The organism is Fibrobacter sp. UBA4297 (assembly GCF_002394865.1).
Lineage (GTDB): Bacteria > Fibrobacterota > Fibrobacteria > Fibrobacterales > Fibrobacteraceae > Fibrobacter.
In genome coordinates this window covers 242,706-260,464 of sequence record NZ_DGUZ01000009.1, presented here as the reverse complement: position 1 = coordinate 260,464, position 17,759 = coordinate 242,706, and the positions used below count along the sequence as shown (strand labels likewise).

Sequence of the window (17,759 nt, the reverse complement as noted above, 5' to 3'; positions counted from 1 at the left end):
TCGTCTATAGGGCGTAAGCCCGTTCTTTCGTCTTAATAAAGAGGGGAAAATGAAACGTATTGAAGATTACATTATTGCGGTTCCGGATTTTCCAAAGCCGGGTGTTTTGTTTCGTGACATCACAGGAATTTTGGCGGACCCCCATGGATTAAAGCTCACCCTAGATGCATTTTACAAGAAACTTGAAAACATAGATTTTGATGTTGTTGTCGGGCTCGAAGCACGCGGATTTCTGTTTGGTGTTCCGATTGCAGAGCATTTCCACAAACCATTTGTCCCCGAGCGTAAGAAGGGGAAACTCCCCCGCGAAACCGTCGAGGTCACTTACAATCTCGAATACGGAACCGCCTGTATGGAAGTCCATAAGGATGCGATAAAGCCGGGGCAACGCGTGGTAATCGTTGATGACCTACTCGCCACTGGTGGCACTGCAAAAGCAGCCGCCCATCTCGTGGAGAAAATGGGCGGCAAGGTTGAATGCTTTGCATTTGTTATTGAACTAGCAGACCTTAAAGGTCGTGAAGTTCTTGACGGCTATCGTGTAGAAACGCTGACAAAGTTTTAAAGCAAATAGTAATGGAGATTCCGGCTCGTCCCCGTCAAGCGAGGACAGGTAGGCCGGAATGACAATGGTGATTAAACGCGTTTGAAGATAAGCGAAGTATTTATGCCGCCGAACGCAAAGTTGTTCGACATAAAATATTCCGTATCAATTTCACGCCCGGAACCCGTGATGTAATCCAGCGGAGCGCATTCCGGGTCCACATTTTTCAAGTTCAAATTCGGGCTAAACCATCCGCGATTCATCATGTTGATGCCAAGCCAGGCCTCGATACCGCCGCATGCGCCAAGCGTATGGCCCATGTAGCTTTTAAGGCTAGAAATCGCCACAGCACGCTGCTTAAAGGCATTGTATGTCGCCCAGCTTTCGGCAATATCGCCATGGTGCGTTGCTGTTCCGTGGCCATTCACATAGCCAATCGCATCCGTCGAGATTTCGGCATCTTTCAAAGCCAATTCCAACGCACGTTGCATCGTATCTTTCTTGGGCTGCGTAATGTGTTCACCATCCGTATTATGCCCAAAGCCGACGAGTTCTGCATAAATGTGTGCGCCACGAGCTTTGGCATGCTCATATTCTTCGAGCACAAGCGTTCCCGCGCCCTCGCCAATAACAAGGCCGTCTCGGTCGCGATCGTACGGAGCAGGCGTAAGTTCTGGTGTCGAATTTTTAACGCTCGTTGCAAAAAGCGTGTCAAATACAGCCGTTTCTGTAGCGGCAAGCTCTTCGGCTCCGCCTGCAATCATCACATCTTGCATACCGTACTTGATGGCTTCATAAGCGTAACCGATGGAAAGGCTACCACTCGTGCAAGCGGTATTCGTCGTGATGAGTCGCCCCGTAAGGCCAAAGAAAAGGCTTACGTTCACAGCGCAAGTCTGCGGCATGGACTGGATATACGTCGTCACAGAAACGTTTGCGCAGTTGTACGGCGGATTCTGCATGGAGACAAAATCCAAAAGCGGACGCACGCTCCCCATCGAAGAACCGTAGGCAACGCCCACACGGCCAGACTTGAGAAGTTCCTTTTCACCCGCAAGGCCCGCCATTTGCATTGCCTTATCCGCAGATGTAATCGCAAGCACGCCCACACGGCCTGCACCACGAATCTTTTTGCGCGGGTATTCCGGCAAGTCGTAGAGAATCGGGCCTGCCAGGCGCGTATTCATTTGTGCGTACTTATCCCAATCATTCATGCGGACGATGTGATTTTTCAGAGACTTGAGTTCCGAAAAAATCTCATCAAGTTCCATCCCTAAAGATGTAACGCAACTGCCTCCGGTAACGACAACTCGACGACTCAAGCCAAGCCTCCATTGACGGAGATAACCTGGCGCGTAATGTACGCAGCGCCTTCAGAAAGAAGGAATACGACAGTAGCTGCGACTTCTTCGGGTTTGCCCACGCGCTTCATCGGGATTGTCGGGAGAATCATATCGAGCGGAGCGTCCTTGATCATTTCGGTTTCGATGACGCCTGGAGCCACACTATTCACAGTGATATTGCGGCTCGCAAGTTCTGTAGCAAGCGCTTTCGTTGCGCCAATAAGGCCAGCCTTGGATGCGCTATAGTTGACCTGACCGCGGTTTCCAATCACGCCAGAAACAGACGAAATCGTAATAATGCGGCCTTTGCGCTTACGGCACATCGGCAACACAATTGGATGGACGACGTTGTAAAAACCGTTCAAGTTTGTATTCAAGACTTTGTTCCAAAATTCGTCGGTCATCGCCGGGAATGCGGCATCAGCACAGACACCAGCATTTGTCACAACGCCATAGTACACGCCATTCTCGGCAATGTCTTTTTCAATAACTTCTTTGCACTGTTCACGGTCGCAAATATTGAACTGCAATGTACGAATTTTACCGCCATTGGCTCGGATGCGTTCGGCAAGTTCATCAATCGAAGCAGAATTTCTATTGTAATGAGCAACAACTGTGTAGCCTTCTTTCGCTACAGCTTCGGCAATGGCAAGACCAATTCCGCCACTTGCACCCGTAATCAAAACTGACTTTTCATTTTCCATTCCATACCTCTGCATCAATTTAAATTTAACGAACTTTTAGGGTCATCGACTTCGACCGTATTGAGTTTCGCCGTTACCGCAAGCGTTCCGTTGACCGTTGCTGAACCTTCAAAAGTCACCGCCTTGTCCATACGGATGTTCTCAAGAACGTTGACCACAACGGTTTCGCCCTCCTTAAAAACAGGGACGTCGGCCTTGAAGCCACTCACGCTCATGATAAAACCGGTCTTTGGTTTTTCGCCTTTGGCACGGCCACAAATTCCTGACAACGCCGAAACGCTTTGAGCCATATATTCAAAAGCAACCCACACGGGCACACCACCAAGCTCGTCTTCATAGAACATGTTATCACGAGCGATATCGATTTCAGTCGTGATAGAATTTTCTTTCAAATCGTAATCGCGTACGCGGTCGAGCAAAAGCATTTTGCCCTTGTGCGGCACAAGTTCACTGACTAAATCTTTTGTATCAAAAACTTCTGTCATGCCTAACCATTTTCAACAATCAAAGACACATTACAACCACCGAATGCAAAAGAATTGCTCATGCAATATTTGAGGTCTTTTGCAGTCTCGCCAGGCTTTACCAAATGAACCGGCGGGAGTTTCGGATCGACGACGCCATCAAAAAGATGCGCTGGGAGAACATCATTTTTTAGAGCCATGCAACAGAAAGCAAGTTCCAATGCACCGGCAGCACCAAGCGTATGCCCCGTGAGAGCCTTCGTCGAGCTAACGGGGACGTCTGCGTGACTTGCTTCGCCGAAAAGACGATTGATGGCTCGCGATTCCATAGCATCGTTTAGTTCAGTACCAGTTCCATGCAAATTCACATAACCGATTTGAGAGGCTTCAAGTCCAGCATCGCTAAGAGCGGCTTTCATAGCCTGATAAGCGCCTTCCCCATCGGCACGCGGAGCCGTAATGTGGTCGGCATCGGCACTTTCACCAAACCCCACAACCTTCAAGCCGTCGCATTTTGCAGAGCAAAGGTCTGTGTTTGGATTGCGCGTTATCACAAAAAATACTGCGGCATCGCCAAGTGTAAGGCCTGAACGGTTTGCGCTAAAAGGATTTGTCGGTTTATCGCTCATAGCTTCGAGCGAAGCAAAACCAAGAATCACCGAAAGCGAAGCAATATCGACACCGCCCACAATCGCGACATCGCAATTGCCTGCGTAAAGATTATTACGCGCCGAGACAAACGCACTCGCACTAGACGCACATGCCGTAGAATGTACCGAAATCATCCCCGTGATTCCAAAGCTTTGCGCAATAAACTGCACCGGAAAATCAGCACGTTGGTAATCAAGGACATAGCCTTCAGGGAATGCACCTGTTTCCTTAAAGCACTTGAGCGCCGCCATCGAGGCTTCGGAACCATTATCGCAGGAGCCCAAGAAAACGCCCACACGGTCAGCTCCGAACTTTTCAACCGCTTTGCGAATCGTATTCTCAATTCTAGATAACGTAGCTTGCGATAAGCGGTTCACGCGGTTATCAAACTTTTTTTCAGGAACAGGAGCAAGCGTAGCAGGATCAATCGTCGCCGCAGGGCGCATGACACCGGCAACATCGTACGTGGTAAAAGTCCCACGTTTGCCATTCGTGAGCGAATCAAGAACTTGAGCCTCGTCGCTACCTAAAATGCAACGAAGGCTAAAATCATTAATGTACACAGGTCGTTTCATCGGTCAATGAAACCAAATCTAAAAATTTAACGTTTGGCGCTGAGCGGAGATAGCAGGAAACAGCAAGAAATGCCAAGCAACACCGCTAAGCCAAACGTCCAAACCGGAGTAAAGCCACTATACACGAGGCCCCCGAACGAGATGAGCGTCGTTGCTGCAGAAAGCATCACCGCAAGAGCAGTAACCGATTTTTGTCGACCGCCATCCCTGAAGAACAGAGCATAGTCAATACCTATGCCGAGCGTTAAAATGACACCGACAATGGCAAAGAAATTGAATTCAATCCCGGCATACCCAAAGACCGAAGCCGCAAAAAAACTTGCCAAGACCGGGGCTCGCAAAATTATCAACGCACCTGTAAATTTGTACACAAAAACAAGAATAATGAACATCACAATATAAGCCAATCCGACAAGCATCAGCGAAACTCGGGATATTTTCGTAAATGATTCATTGATATTCTGCATTTTGTTCACAACATAAACGTGAGGCATATTTTTAGCGATTTTTTTTGCATCAAAAGCATCCGTCGCATGCAACGGGAAAACAGCGCTATAAAACTTTTTTCCTTGCGGATTTTCAATAGCACCCACCCAAAGCATTTCAACCATTGAACGAATTGAAGATGGGAATTGATTCAAGTCCTCGAGTCCTACATATTTCGGCGTTTCTTTTAAACTTGCATCAAGCAAAGAATCGTTCTGCACGCCAACGCTCGTCAGATATTCTTTCGTCAAATCATCATTAAGCAACTTTTGGACATTTTCAAAAGTCTTTCTCTGCGTCGTTTGCGAAGGAATAAAGCTCGATACCGCTAAATGAGACTTTAACAAATTTTTCTTTTCGGCTTGCAAGAGGCGTTCCGTAAGCAGTTCTTCCTGTTCTAAAACATCCTGTTCAGTCTCACCATCTACAATAAAATAGTTTGACGAAATACCAATATCATTCAATTTTCTATTCAGAGCCTCCCCCGCCTTAAGCTTATCACTCATCGAATAAAGGCTACCCAAATCCGTATGGATGTTGAGTGCACGAAGCCCAGGTACCAAAGCAATTGCAAAAAAGACAAAGAAAAGAACGATAACCCATGTGGGTAAATCCGAATAGCACTTTATGAAATTTTTAGGAACAGATAGCGGGAGATTCTTTACAGCAATAGCTTCATTTTTCGTTCTAACATTTCTCGGTTTTTCAAATACAGCGTGGAACAAAAGCGTTATCGTCAAGAACGAGCTCAAAAGCCCGACGATTGAGAACACAGCCATCTGGCGCAGCAATGTAAAATCGGCAAAGGTGAGCGCCACATAGCTTACTTCTGTTGTCAAGAACCCAAGCAACAATCCCTTGAAAATTTTGGAACGGACATTGCTCACTCCCGACTTCCAATTCGTAAAGAAATGTACCGCATAATCGATACTCACGCCTATGACGCTCGTGCCAAAGACAAACGTAAACACATGAACATTGCCAAACACGAACCACGTAAACGAAAGCGCCGTAAAAATGGCAACCGCAATTGTAGAAAGTGTTGCCAAAATCGGAACCGCCGAACGGAACACGTAAAGCAGCAACAGCAAAATCAATACAATAGACACGCCCGAAATCCAAGCCACTTCGCGCTTAGCCTCACTCGAGCTTTCGTAACTGTGGAACGGCACGCCCGAAGCTGAAATACGCAATCCTAAATTCGCATTTTCCAAAGAATCGAGCACATGATTCAAACGGCCGATTACATGATCATCAGTTGCAAGAGATGATACGTTTTCAGAAAGCACTGCGTTCCACATCACGTACGTCATGCCAGAATCTTGCGCCGCAAGTACACCATCTCGCAAACTAAAATGCGTAGACGACGTTAGCGTTTTTTTCATGAAATTATCAAAGGAGGCTTCGCCAAGCAAATACGGGTCTTCATCCAGGCGATTTAAATTCGCCATAGAAAACGAACCATAGATTTTTTGCAACGCAGCAAGTTCCAAAAATTTATGATTCAAATTAAAGAACGCTTCACGAACATCTTCCCCCTGGATTGTATAACGATGTTCGAATAGAAATTCGCGAGTTTCATTCAGCGTCTTTTCGTCAACATAAAGTCGTGATTCCTCAATGGAGGAGTCGCCCTTGAAAATGCTATCGAGAGAGGCGGCAACTTTGCGAGCCACTTCAAAATTTTCATGCCCAACAAGTACCGTTATGTTGCGCATAGAACGAGAGCTGAGCGTTTTTTCAGCAGCGCTCACATTCTTGATTTCGTTGGAATCCGGCAATATCGAATACAAGTCGGAATCCATCTTCCACGGCACAGAAATGCCGAGAACAATCAAGATGGCGTGAATCACCACCCACAGGATAATTCCCGATTTTGCGTTCAATTCCTTCCCTCCAACATTTTTCATTTTTGTGAGACCTTATAATTCAGAAAATCCAAAGTCGTTGGAATTTTTTCGCCATCCGTAATAATAATCCTATCGACGTTTTTGCAGGCATCCATCACGACATTATCTACAAGCATGCGAACCATCGCCTCACGCGGAATCAGTCCAATTCTAAAGCCACAAGATTTCTTTTCATAAAAGACTTTAAAATTCTTCTCCAATTCCGTGATTTTCCCAGAAAAAAGCGACTGGATATTATTCGAAACTTCTGCAAAGATTGGATTTTCCTTTGGCAGCAATGTGCGAATTTGTCCATTAGCATCGCGTTCGACAACGCCTGCGTTATGGATGGCGAGTTCGGAAAACATAGGCTTTTGCGTTTTCCAGATAATTCCCGCCTTCTTTGAAATGCGGAACGTCCCTGTCGAAACAAATTCGCGATTGAGCTTTTGGATTGTCTTGGTCTGCTTAAAATCACCCGTAGCCACCTGATAATCCATGACTTTCGCCAAAGATTTTTCAAGCTCAAGCCTATTTTTTGCACTCAACGGACAATCAAAGACACCGGCCATTGATGACCCAATGCCAAGCAAAACAGTCAAAAGCAAAATGCCAACATTTCGACTGAACATACACATTTTACACCACCTTATCGTTTGCCAAGAACGCTCTGACCTTGTCCACAAAGCAAGCTGGGCACGCCCAAAGCGAATCCTTCGTTTTCATATCCACCGCCATTTGGGTACTTTCTGCTTTTGTGAGCACCGCACCCGTTTCGGCATCCATAAACTTGTATGAAAGTTTCATGCAGACTTCGTATTCCACAAGCGTCACCTCGGCACGAATTCTCTGCATAAAAACCATCGGACGGATATACTTAATATGCAAATCTACAACGGGCCAGATGTAACCGCTACGCGTCATTTCGTTGTAATCATAGCCAATTTTACGTAAAAGAGCGCAACGGGCGACTTCCATGAACTTTACATAATTGCCATGCCACGCCACCTGCATAGAATCGACATCGTAAAATTCAACTTGGAATTCGATCGTTTCCTTAATTTTTTTCACAGCCATGCGATTTTAGGTCCTTTTATACAGCGTAAAATTTCTGGCGAATAAGCTCCAACGTATTGCGCAAATCCTGCTCCAACTGACGGTCGCATTCAAGAGGTGCAAACTTGGAGAACACCTGATCATAAGTATTTTTCAGATTCTTGATGCGGTCTTCCGAAATTTCACCTCGTTCCAAGCGGATGCGGAGAGCCTGGGCCGAAGCCAACAGTACAGCAGCAGCCACCTGTTCCGAAAGTTCCAGCACACGGATGCAATCACGGGCAGCAATCGTCCCCATGCTGACCTTGTCCTGGTTGTGGCATTCCGTCGAACGGCTGAACACGCTCATCGGCATTGTCAAATGCAATGCTTCGGCAGTCCAAGCCGAAACACCTATCTGCACCGCCTTAAAGCCGTGATTGATATCGTAATCGCCCTTGCTCCCTGCAAGATTCGGCGGCAAATTGCGGTTGAACTTGATATCGACAATCATCGCGAGCTGACGATCCAACAAATCAGCAATGTTTGCAACCATGTTCTTGAGCGTATCCATCGCAAGACAAATATGGCCGCCATAGAAATGCCCACCGTGGAAAATGTTCTTTGTGAACGGATCGACAATCGGATTATCGTTGGCGCTATTGAGTTCAATTTCAATCAGCTGGCGCAAGAACGCACTAGAATCATAGAAAAGTCCAATCACATGCGGAGCACAACGCAAAGAATACGGGTCCTGGATTTTTTCAGGAACCACATTCTTCGCGACTTCAAGATTCAAGGCTTCACGAATTTTCTTTGCAGAAAGTCCAAGACCCGGATGCGGTTTTGCTTCGAACAAGCGTTCATAATAGTGGTACGCATTGCCCTTCATGGCAACCGTAATCATTGCTGTAATTCGGCAAGCAAGGTCAGAAAGATATTCTGCACGAGAATATGCCATACAAGCGACAGCATTCATCGCCGCAGTACCGTTCATGATAGCAATCGCTTCTTTCGGGCGGAACTTATGCGGAGTAATTCCGAGTTCCTTCATCACATCCAAAGAAGAGCGGCGTTCGCCCTTGTACATCACATCGCGTTCGCCAATCACGGCCCCCGCCAAGTACGAAAGCGGAGTCAAGTCGCCACTTGCGCCCACGGAACCTTCCTGCGGAATGAGCGGTAAAATGTCGTTCTGCAAAAACTGCGTAATGATTTTCAAAAGCGCATAGCTCACGCCCGAAAAGCCCTGCGCAAGCGTATTCAAGCGCACTGCCATAATCGCGCGAGTCGTCTCTGCATCAAAATAATCACCGAGACCGCAACCATGAAAACGTGTCAAATTGATTGGGAGTTGGCTATAATGTTCCGGCGGCAACACTTGCGTGCAAGAGTCGCCATACCCCGTTGTCACTCCATAAATGCCGCCATGTTCCGCAAGAGCCTCATCCAAGAATTCCGCACCGGAATCAATCTTTCTCTGAAATTCCGCAGAACTGTCGAGTTCTACCGCGACTTGCTTTTTAGCAATCGCAACCACATCTTCAATTGAGAGTTTACCGTTTCCTACAACTACAGTTTTCATTTGAACGTTCTCCACCTAATTTTAATTTTCCCAAAAATTGTAAAAATTATACCACTGGTAAGGATGTTCCTTGCACAACCTTTCCAACAACCCAGTGTATTCCTGCAAAAGCTTTTTCAAACGCTCCGGACGCTCTTTACGTGAGCAGTCCAAAGACGTTTTAGCCCGCACCACATGCATTTCGTAAGCAGAACGGATATTAAAGTCATGTTTGCGAATTGCAAATACAAAGTAAACGGGAGCGTTTAAAATGCCCGCCAACGAAAAGGCTCCTTCCGGGAAGTTCGCTGTTTCTCCCAGAAACTTCGTTTCTAGCACGCGACTGCGTGTATGGGAGGATGTGCGGTCCCCTGCAATCACCACAAGATTTCCGCCAGCAATTTTCTCTTTCATCCAAATGGCAGAATCCACATCCATGGAATTGGCATCAATTACATTTTCCATCAATTCCGGATTCAGTTCACGCAAAAGCGCATTGAACTTTTTCGATCCCGACAAATCGACTACCGGGAAAACCTGAAACTTTCGTGATGTATGGAACTCGCCATATTCAGTGAGCGAACGGAGCATTTCCACATTACCCAAATGCGAACAAAGCAAAAAAGCACCTTGTCCTTGATTCATTTGCGACACGAGCTTTTGCAAATCATCACTTTGCGATTCAATCTGATTGAGTTTGATAGCCCCCTTCCAGCCAAGCAATTTTTCAACCATCGAGAGCGCAAACGAAAGAATATGCTTATACGTTCCAAACGCACCCACGCGCACGCCCAATTTGCGCAAATGTTCCAAATAAATTTTCGAACGAGCCCGAACAGGAGCTGCACCAATCCAGAAAAAGAAGCATATTACAGCCGTACAGAATTCAACAAGAAAAAGCGGCAAATGGCACACGACCCAAAGCATAAAACGGAAATGCCAAACACTTCCGCCCACTTCTTCAATTTCGGACCAATGCTTGCTCATAACTTTTTCTTTTTAAACAAGCGACGAGACAAAATCAAAGGGAGCCTAAAAAACATGCCAAAGCAAAGCATCGTATGCGTCATCGAAATCACAACGTTGTCATGGAACATTCTAAAGTTCGAAACGCCATCTTTCGGGTAATTTACCTTCACCGGGAAAAAGCGCATCGGCACGCCTGCCCACGCAAGCCTAACAATAATTTCGATATCGAAACCCATACGATTGTTGTGCAAACGTTTCATCACCGGCCAAGACGTCTTAAGCGGATACACACGGAAACCGCACATGGCATCAGGAATTTTGAGCGAAAGCGTTTCAATCGCCACCCAGAAATTCGTAATCTTACGACCCTGTTCACGAGCCTTGGGTACAGATTCATCGTATTCCGGGTAACCGCAAATCAAGTCTTCAGGATGTTCCTTCGTCTCGTTTATAAAAAACGGAATCGCCTTCATATCGTGTTGGCCATCGGCATCTACTTGCAAAGCATGCGTGAATCCCGCCACAATAGCAGCATCCATGCCGGAACGCATCGCAGCGCCTTTGCCGAGATTGCATTTATGCGTCACAAGTTCGACATTCGCAAATTCTTTTGCAATCTGTGCTAGAATTTCATGACCTTCAGGAGCATTTCCATCGTCAATGAGAATCACAGGAATGTCCAAATCGACAAGCGATTTCACGACATGGCGCGATGCTTTTTCGTGGCGATAAACAGGCACAATGGCGCAAACTTTCACCGCATTATCCACGATTTTCGCCCTCGGCAACATCATCTGCTGAAGTATTCATCACCAACGAACCATTAGAATACGAAGTTTCACCATCTTCACTTGTGTACGCAAACGTTACTTTACCCGCATCCACGTTGTATGTAATTTTCACTACTACGGGTACGTCTGGCAAAATCGGGTTCGCAAAACGCGTACGGTTCATCTTGGAAAGTTCTTTTGGCACATCCAAGAAATTCCGAGCCAAGCGCAACACCATATCCACTTGCACCACCGCAGGCAACAACTTAAATTCCGGGAAATGCCCATCGTAATAATCGCTCGTTGCCGGGAACAAAAGCTTCGCGGTCAAAGCGCCCGGTTCACGGCGGAACTTGAGAATCTTGAAATTCGGACTTTCAGCAAGACCAAACAGAGCCTGGATATCGCGCATGCGAATCTTGCCTTCCGTATTCTGCGGAAGTTCTTCGAGATAACGCCACTTCTTCGGTGAAACCGTATTTTCGATAAACTTAAGCAAGTAATCGTGGAAATAATTATTGATAGCAAGTTTCGGCAAACCTGCAAACTTTGTACGTCCAGCCTCGTTTAAAACAATCGCCGCCGCCAAATACTGGCGTTTACCCACCATCGGCACCACGCGCACATCTTGTACCAAGCCCGTCTGCTTCAATCGCATTTCCACTTCCGGGAGCGAAATGCGTTTTTCTTCAATCTTCACAATCGAATCAGAACGACCCTTGAGCAAGAATCGACCATCTTCATAAAGGTCCACCAAATCGCCCGTCGTAAAGCCTTCTGCTTCCAAAATATAACTTGACTTTATATTCAAGCAACCATTTTCGGCAACGCTCATCTTACAAACTTCAAACGGTTTCCACACTGGACCATTCTTGGATTGCCTATATGCAATGCCACCAGTTTCTGTACTGCCGTAAATTTCCATTGTCCAAAATCCCGTCAGTTCACAAGCCTTGCGCGCCACCTCTTCAGGGAGCGGACCTCCGGATGAATAAATAATCGGAGTACATTTAAAGTCAATCGGCTTATCCGATTCTGCAGATAAACGTTTCAAGAACGCAGGGCTCGAAGCAATTACCGCGGCATCCCCTGCAATATTTGAAAGTTCTGTCGGGAAATCAATACGGTGCCTGCGGAACGGGAGCCCGGTTGCAATCGGTAAAAGCGCCGTAAACAACAAACCGTAAATATGGTGATGGTTGACCGTGCTATAAACCTTGCGATTCACCCAGTCATTCCCAAAAACTTTCACAAGCTCGAAAAGCTCATTTTCAAATTGCAAAAATCGCTTGTACACAGCCTTCGGTTCACCCGTCGTGCCCGACGTGTACATTATCATTTCGGCCTTGGACTTGTCAAACTTGCCGAACTTGACTTCGCAATTATTGTCACCATCCAAGCGGAGCGCATTTTCACTAGCAAGCACATCCTGGATCAAAGTCGCCGGCATTTCGTTCGCGCCAGCAACACCACCAGCAAACGGTTCATCCGTCAAGAACCCATACTCCGGCTTCTTGATTTCCTTGATAAAAGCTTCTTGACGATTCGCAGTCACAAGCGCCTTGCGCCCGCTCTGGAGCATCGAGAGCAAAGACACCGTAAAGTAATACGAATCTTCGCAATGCAAAATCCACGGCACATTCTCACGAGCTTCCAAGTAATAACGCACCTTGGAAACATCACTCACAAAATCACCCCAAGTCTTGCGCTCAGAGTCATTCTTTCCAAAACTTACTAGCGCTCCATCCGGGCGGGAGTTAAGCTCCAAGTCACAAACAGGAACATAAGATTGCATTTTTCCATGAACCCTTTTTCGAACCAAATATTCCACTATAAAAAATAAACCAATTAAAATGTAAGAAATAAGTCCATTGTACAACGACCAAATCTTATCGGAACCCACAAAAACTGTAAAAGCGGCAACAGTTCCGTTCACAATAAAAAAGATGCACCATGCAAAAGTCACCTTATTGCAATAACGCTCCACCGCATTAAACGACGGAGAAACCATCAAATTCTTGTCGCCAAGGCATGCCATACGGAACGCAAAACTCGGCGGTCGCCACAATGTAAAGCCAAAAAACGCAAGCAAGCTCAAGTTCACAAGCACCGGATAAAACTTGACAAATAAAATGTTATTTGCAAAAAATGCGACAAATGCACACAGCAAAATCAAAGCAACGAAAACACCGGTGCGCCCACGGTCCACCTTCGACTTGCTACGCGTAAAATTCAAGAACTGGTAAAAGCCAAGCGCCATAAGCATCAAGCTCATGCGCCGAGGAGAAAGTCCCCAGTACCTAATTCCGCAATAGACAAGTACCGGATACAAAACAGAAATCGCGGTAAAGAAAATCTTTCCCGCAACTCGTTTCATTACTTAGATTCCGAATTTTGAACAAGATTATAGATACCATCGACCACGTTCTCTAGAGTACGCATTTTTTTGAATGCTTCCGGATCGATGTTTCTCGGCAAAAAAGACTTGAGCTTGACAATCAAATCTACAGCATCAATGCTATCCAATTCCAAGTCTTCGTAAAGGCGAGCCTCAGGAACGATTCGATTTTCTTCCAAGTCGAAATCTTCAATAAGGGCTGCCTTAATCTTTTCGAAAATGACCTGCTTATCCATGGATTAACCCTTAGAATTTGCAGAAATATAGGCGGCAAGGGCATTTACCGATGCAAAATGCTGCTTAGTCTCTTCCTTGACCGTCGAAAAAGAGACACCGAAATTTTCCTTGATGGCAATACCCAGTTCCAAAGCGTCAATCGAATCCAGACCAAGTCCTTCACCAGCGGCATTCTTACCAAAAATCGGGGCCGAATCCACAATATCGGCAGGGGTAATATCTTCCAGTTCCAAGGACTCAATCATGACTTCCTTAATACGGGTATTCAAATCAGACATATATTCGGCGACCTCAGTCAAGGTTTACATTTCTTGAACACGCAATATAGAAAAATAATTTTATATTAATGGAACCTTTTTTTAATTTCGCAATAGAGAAATTCACTATAGAGAAAACATGTTCGATTTTTACAAAAACGATTCCATCGACGCTGTAAACGCAAAGTTCGAAGCTCAAAAAATCGCATTCGCCCCACTCAGTTTCCAGGCGGCCCGCGCTCTCAGAGACATGGGCATTTTAGAAGAAATCAGTAAATCCCGCAAAAAGGGCATTATCATTTCTGAACTCGCACAAAAACTGGATATTTCGCTTTACGGCGTGGGCGTTCTTGTGGAGATGGGGCTTGGCATGGGGGCAATCAAGCTCCACAAGGATTCTAGCGAAGATGACTTGCGCCTCACGCTCGGGAAAATCGGATTTTTCCTCTTAAACGACGAAATGACGCAAGTGAACATGGACTTTTCGCAGGACATCTGCTACCGCGGGGCCGAAAATCTCGAGCAGTCCATCCGCGAAGGGAAACCGGCAGGCCTCCCCAACTTAGGTCCGTGGAAAACCGTCTACGAAGGGCTCTCCCAGCTTACCGACCAGCAGAAAAAAAGCTGGTTCGGATTTGACCATTTCTACTCCGACTTGGCATTCCCCGAAGCACTCCCGATTGTATTCGAAAAACTTGCCGAACTGAAGACGCCAAGACTTTTTGACATAGGCGGAAACACAGCCAAATGGGCCATCGCCTGCTGCAAATACAACACGGATGTGCAAGTTTCCATCATCGACCTCCCGGGGCAAACCGCAGTCGCCGAAAAGAACGCCGCACAAGCAGGCTTCAAAGACCGCATTGACACCATCGCCTGTAACGTTCTCGACGACACAACCGAATTCCCGCAAGGCGCAAATGCCGTCTGGATGAGCCAATTTCTAGATTGCTTTTCGCTCAAGCAAATCACAAAAATCTTGACAAAGATCCACAAGGCGGCAACTCCAGAAACAGACGTCTACGTTCTCGAGCCACTTTGGGACAAGCAGCGTTTTGAAGCGGCAGCCTATTCGCTCCAGGCCACCTCGCTTTACTTTACCTGCATCGCGAACGGCAACAGCAAAATGTACCGCTACGAAGAACTCAAGAAAGCCATTGAAATTGCGGGTTTTGAACTCAAGGAAGCACACCACGGCGTGGGCCCGAACGCCTATTCTCTCCTCCGTTTCCGCAAAAAGTAATGCAAACGTAAAACATGCAAAAAATTTTCATCGAAAAAATGGCAAGCTTTGTGCCGACAGAAGCGCGCCCCAAGCCGGACGTTTCGTTCGTACCCATGCTGACTCGTCGCCGCCTCAGCTATATTTCGCGCATGGTGGTTCTCGTAAGCGATCAAGTTTCTCGCGACAACGAAGGCAACAAGCTCCCGCCCTGCAAAGTGACATTCGCATCGCAGTTCGGAGAAATCAGCCAGCAACTGAAAATTTCGCAGACGCTTCTCGACACAGGCATGGTCTCGCCCGCGCATTTTAGTCTTTCCGTTTTTAACGCCTCCATTGCAAACGCGTCGATTCTCGAAACAAACACCGCAGGCTATTCCGCCGTATTCTCCGGAAAAGATGCTTTTACCACAGGCCTCACGGATTGCATTGCCGCCCTCGAAAGTGAAAGCGCAGACTCGCGCACGTTCATTTTCGCAGACGAACTCATCCCCGAGACATACGCTCCCGTCGCAGGCGTCCCTTACCCAAACGCCGTCTGCGCCATAGCCCTCCGCCTCACAAAGGATGTATCCAAAGCGGACCCAACTTTAAAAAATGTCGATATTGCAAACCAGCTTGTACAGCTCAAGATGTTGCGCAACAACTTCGACACAGCAGCAGAACAGGCCATAGCGTTCCTCTGCGCCATCGACATGCAAAGGGCTTAACAAATGACAAAGATCCGCTACATCCGTCGCGTTTTTGTAAAGCTTTTCTGCTTTGTTTTTTTCGGCGTATGCAGCATGATTCTAGCGGCAATTCTATTTCCCCTCATGCACTGCATCGCTGGATTTTCCGACACGAAATTCAAAAAGATTGCACGCAAGTTCAACCACCAGTATTTTAAAATTTTCGTCAAAATCGCAGAAATTCTTGGAGGCATCCGCCTCACTGTCAAAAACAAAGAATCACTCAACAATCTCCGTTCCAAAGTTGTCATCGCCAACCACCCTTCACTGTTTGACGTTGTCATTCTGTTTTCACTTATCCCCAACGCCAATTGCATTGTAAAAGGTGAACTCATCCAAAACAAGTTCATTTCGCTTATTATCAAGAATTTGTACATTCCAAACAACATCCCGTTTGAAGAACAGCTCGAAATGGCAAAAGCTTCTATGAGCGAAGGGAATAACCTTATCATATTCCCCGAAGGGACCCGCAGCAAGCCCGGAGAGCCGTGGGAATTCAAGAAAGGAGCTGCCCGTTTTGCTCTTTATGCGCAAAACGATGTCATCCCCATTTTCTTTGGCGGCAATGAAAAAATCGGGCTTAGAAAACACGATAAATTATTGCAATTTCATCCAACAGAACGCTATTTATACAATTTAAAAGTACTCCCAACAATCTCTATAAAAGAATACGAGAATATACCAATCACTAAAAGTGCCACCAAGTTGACACACAAAATGAAGGAAATTCTCGAAAAAGAATTGCTGAATTAATGTTTTTTATCGACCTAAATAGGCAAAATAGGATAAATTTTGCGCAATTCGTCCTAAAAATTCTCACTTCTGCCAAAAAATCGTTTTCTTTTGGAATATTTATTTCTAGATTAATCTTTAAAAGGAGATTCCAATATGAGCTGCTTCAAAAAAATTTTACTTTCATCGCTCGCCCTTGCGGCATCTATTTATGCAACTGAACGCGTTTATTTAGCACCATTCAGCATGGTGGGCTTGAATGAAGATTTCGGCATCGCAGCCGAAAAGCTCATGAACGCCTATATCGATGACAACGGCCGCTATGTCTTGGTCAATTACGCCGAAGAAGATTCCGTAAAAATCGGTGACCGCGAATCCGCTAACAAGAAAGCCATCGAAAAGAACTGTACCAAGTATATCATGGCTGAATTTACCCGTCTGGGCGAAAACGTCATCACAGCTTTCAAGCTCTATGATATCAATAACGAAGCCCCGGTTTGGAGCGACCGCCTCAAGGCAAAGAACCCCGATGATTTCGATCCGATTATCCAGCGCGTTGCCAAAAACATCGGCACCAAGCGTAAAGCAACTAACGATGACGACATTTACACGGTCACAGAACAAGAAACCAAGAATCCGAAAAAGAAAGGCGTGACCTCTTACTGGGGCGGAAAGATTGTTGGATCCCTCCCGCTCAACCCGTCTGATGCAAAAGTTGACGCAGGACTTGGCCTCTTCGTTTTGTACGATGCTAGAGATCTCCTTTTCGGTTTTGATTGGACAATGACGAATCTCGGCGAAGACAGCGACAAGCATACACTTATTGACCTGACGCTCTCTGCATTCTATCCATTTACCACATCAAATATCACCCCATACGCCGGTGGCGGCTTATCTTACAGTTGGCGTACGACTCGCTACAACAGCTTCTACGACAATAACAAACATTATCATAGCAGTAAAGATTACAAATCAAACGGTCTTTCAATGCAGATCGGTGGCGGCGTTTTGTTTAACCGAGCAAGCCGAGTCATGTTTATAGCCCAGGCCCAGTATTTCTTTGACTTCTTTGAATCCTCCTTTATCAAGGAACAAAAAGACACTGCAGGGAATACCGTCACCCTTATTGAAAAGAAGCACTATATGAACGGCTTCAAGTTCGGTCTGGGGCTTGCTATCGGATTCTAA

Annotated in this window: 18 protein-coding genes; 5 read left to right on the top strand and 13 right to left on the bottom strand. The window is 46.2% G+C overall.

From position 1 onward, the window contains the following. Positions 1 to 49 precede the first annotated feature (49 nt). Complete coding sequence (locus B3A20_RS04380) at positions 50 to 565, top strand: adenine phosphoribosyltransferase (RefSeq protein ID WP_290762324.1); 516 nt, start codon at positions 50 to 52, stop codon at positions 563 to 565. A gap of 71 nt (positions 566 to 636) precedes the next feature. Here the strand turns inward: B3A20_RS04380 and B3A20_RS04375 are convergent, their stop codons facing one another. Genes B3A20_RS04375 through B3A20_RS04315 form a run of 13 tightly spaced genes read right to left on the bottom strand, consistent with a single transcriptional unit; the run spans position 637 to position 13,907 of the window. After that, complete coding sequence (locus B3A20_RS04375) at positions 637 to 1,866, bottom strand: beta-ketoacyl-ACP synthase (protein ID WP_290762322.1); 1,230 nt, start codon at positions 1,864 to 1,866, stop codon at positions 637 to 639. Continuing rightward, a complete protein-coding gene (fabG, locus tag B3A20_RS04370; RefSeq protein WP_290762320.1) occupies positions 1,863 to 2,591 on the bottom strand; it encodes a 3-oxoacyl-ACP reductase FabG in 729 nt (242 codons plus the stop codon). The genes B3A20_RS04375 and fabG overlap by 4 nt, the downstream gene beginning before the upstream one ends. A 14-nt stretch (positions 2,592 to 2,605) precedes the next feature. Then, on the bottom strand, positions 2,606 to 3,076 hold the full coding sequence (locus B3A20_RS04365; RefSeq protein ID WP_290762318.1) for a thioester dehydrase: 471 nt from the start codon (positions 3,074 to 3,076) through the stop codon (positions 2,606 to 2,608). Positions 3,077 to 3,078: 2 nt separating this feature from the next. Continuing rightward, positions 3,079 to 4,281: a beta-ketoacyl synthase N-terminal-like domain-containing protein gene (locus tag B3A20_RS04360; protein WP_290762317.1), complete on the bottom strand. Its 1,203-nt coding sequence runs from the start codon at positions 4,279 to 4,281 to the stop codon at positions 3,079 to 3,081. 26 nt (positions 4,282 to 4,307) lie between these two features. Beyond that, the gene (locus B3A20_RS04355) at positions 4,308 to 6,677 is read right to left on the bottom strand and encodes an MMPL family transporter (RefSeq protein WP_290762316.1); all 2,370 of its coding nucleotides are present in this window, start codon (positions 6,675 to 6,677) and stop codon (positions 4,308 to 4,310) included. Then, the gene (locus tag B3A20_RS04350; protein ID WP_290762315.1) at positions 6,674 to 7,288 is read right to left on the bottom strand and encodes an outer membrane lipoprotein carrier protein LolA; all 615 of its coding nucleotides are present in this window, start codon (positions 7,286 to 7,288) and stop codon (positions 6,674 to 6,676) included. Before B3A20_RS04350 ends, B3A20_RS04355 begins: the two co-directional genes overlap by 4 nt. A 7-nt stretch (positions 7,289 to 7,295) precedes the next feature. After that, on the bottom strand, positions 7,296 to 7,733 hold the full coding sequence (locus B3A20_RS04345; RefSeq protein WP_290762314.1) for an acyl-CoA thioesterase: 438 nt from the start codon (positions 7,731 to 7,733) through the stop codon (positions 7,296 to 7,298). A gap of 16 nt (positions 7,734 to 7,749) precedes the next feature. Next, positions 7,750 to 9,276, bottom strand: a complete 1,527-nt coding sequence (locus tag B3A20_RS04340) for an HAL/PAL/TAL family ammonia-lyase (protein ID WP_290762313.1) — start codon at positions 9,274 to 9,276, stop codon at positions 7,750 to 7,752. A gap of 21 nt (positions 9,277 to 9,297) precedes the next feature. Further along, a complete protein-coding gene (locus B3A20_RS04335; RefSeq protein ID WP_290762311.1) occupies positions 9,298 to 10,242 on the bottom strand; it encodes a lipid A biosynthesis acyltransferase in 945 nt (314 codons plus the stop codon). After that, entirely contained in the window at positions 10,239 to 10,994 is a 756-nt protein-coding gene (locus B3A20_RS04330; protein WP_290762309.1) for a glycosyltransferase family 2 protein, read from the bottom strand. The genes B3A20_RS04335 and B3A20_RS04330 overlap by 4 nt, the downstream gene beginning before the upstream one ends. Continuing rightward, the gene (locus B3A20_RS04325) at positions 10,987 to 13,371 is read right to left on the bottom strand and encodes an AMP-binding protein (RefSeq protein ID WP_290762307.1); all 2,385 of its coding nucleotides are present in this window, start codon (positions 13,369 to 13,371) and stop codon (positions 10,987 to 10,989) included. Before B3A20_RS04325 ends, B3A20_RS04330 begins: the two co-directional genes overlap by 8 nt. Then, a complete protein-coding gene (locus B3A20_RS04320; protein ID WP_014545111.1) occupies positions 13,371 to 13,628 on the bottom strand; it encodes an acyl carrier protein in 258 nt (85 codons plus the stop codon). The genes B3A20_RS04325 and B3A20_RS04320 overlap by 1 nt, the downstream gene beginning before the upstream one ends. A gap of 3 nt (positions 13,629 to 13,631) precedes the next feature. Further along, positions 13,632 to 13,907, bottom strand: a complete 276-nt coding sequence (locus tag B3A20_RS04315; protein WP_014545112.1) for a phosphopantetheine-binding protein — start codon at positions 13,905 to 13,907, stop codon at positions 13,632 to 13,634. A 118-nt stretch (positions 13,908 to 14,025) separates the two neighbouring features. Between B3A20_RS04315 and B3A20_RS04310 the strand changes: the two genes are divergently transcribed. The 4 genes from B3A20_RS04310 (at position 14,026) to B3A20_RS04295 (ending at position 17,759) form a co-directional block, all read left to right on the top strand. Then, positions 14,026 to 15,129: a methyltransferase gene (locus tag B3A20_RS04310; RefSeq protein ID WP_290762300.1), complete on the top strand. Its 1,104-nt coding sequence runs from the start codon at positions 14,026 to 14,028 to the stop codon at positions 15,127 to 15,129. 14 nt (positions 15,130 to 15,143) lie between these two features. Beyond that, positions 15,144 to 15,818, top strand: coding sequence for a beta-ketoacyl synthase chain length factor (locus B3A20_RS04305; protein ID WP_290762297.1), 675 nt, complete (start codon positions 15,144 to 15,146; stop codon positions 15,816 to 15,818). A 3-nt stretch (positions 15,819 to 15,821) separates the two neighbouring features. Next, on the top strand, positions 15,822 to 16,592 hold the full coding sequence (locus B3A20_RS04300) for a lysophospholipid acyltransferase family protein (protein WP_290762294.1): 771 nt from the start codon (positions 15,822 to 15,824) through the stop codon (positions 16,590 to 16,592). A 135-nt stretch (positions 16,593 to 16,727) separates the two neighbouring features. After that, complete coding sequence (locus B3A20_RS04295; protein WP_290762291.1) at positions 16,728 to 17,759, top strand: hypothetical protein; 1,032 nt, start codon at positions 16,728 to 16,730, stop codon at positions 17,757 to 17,759.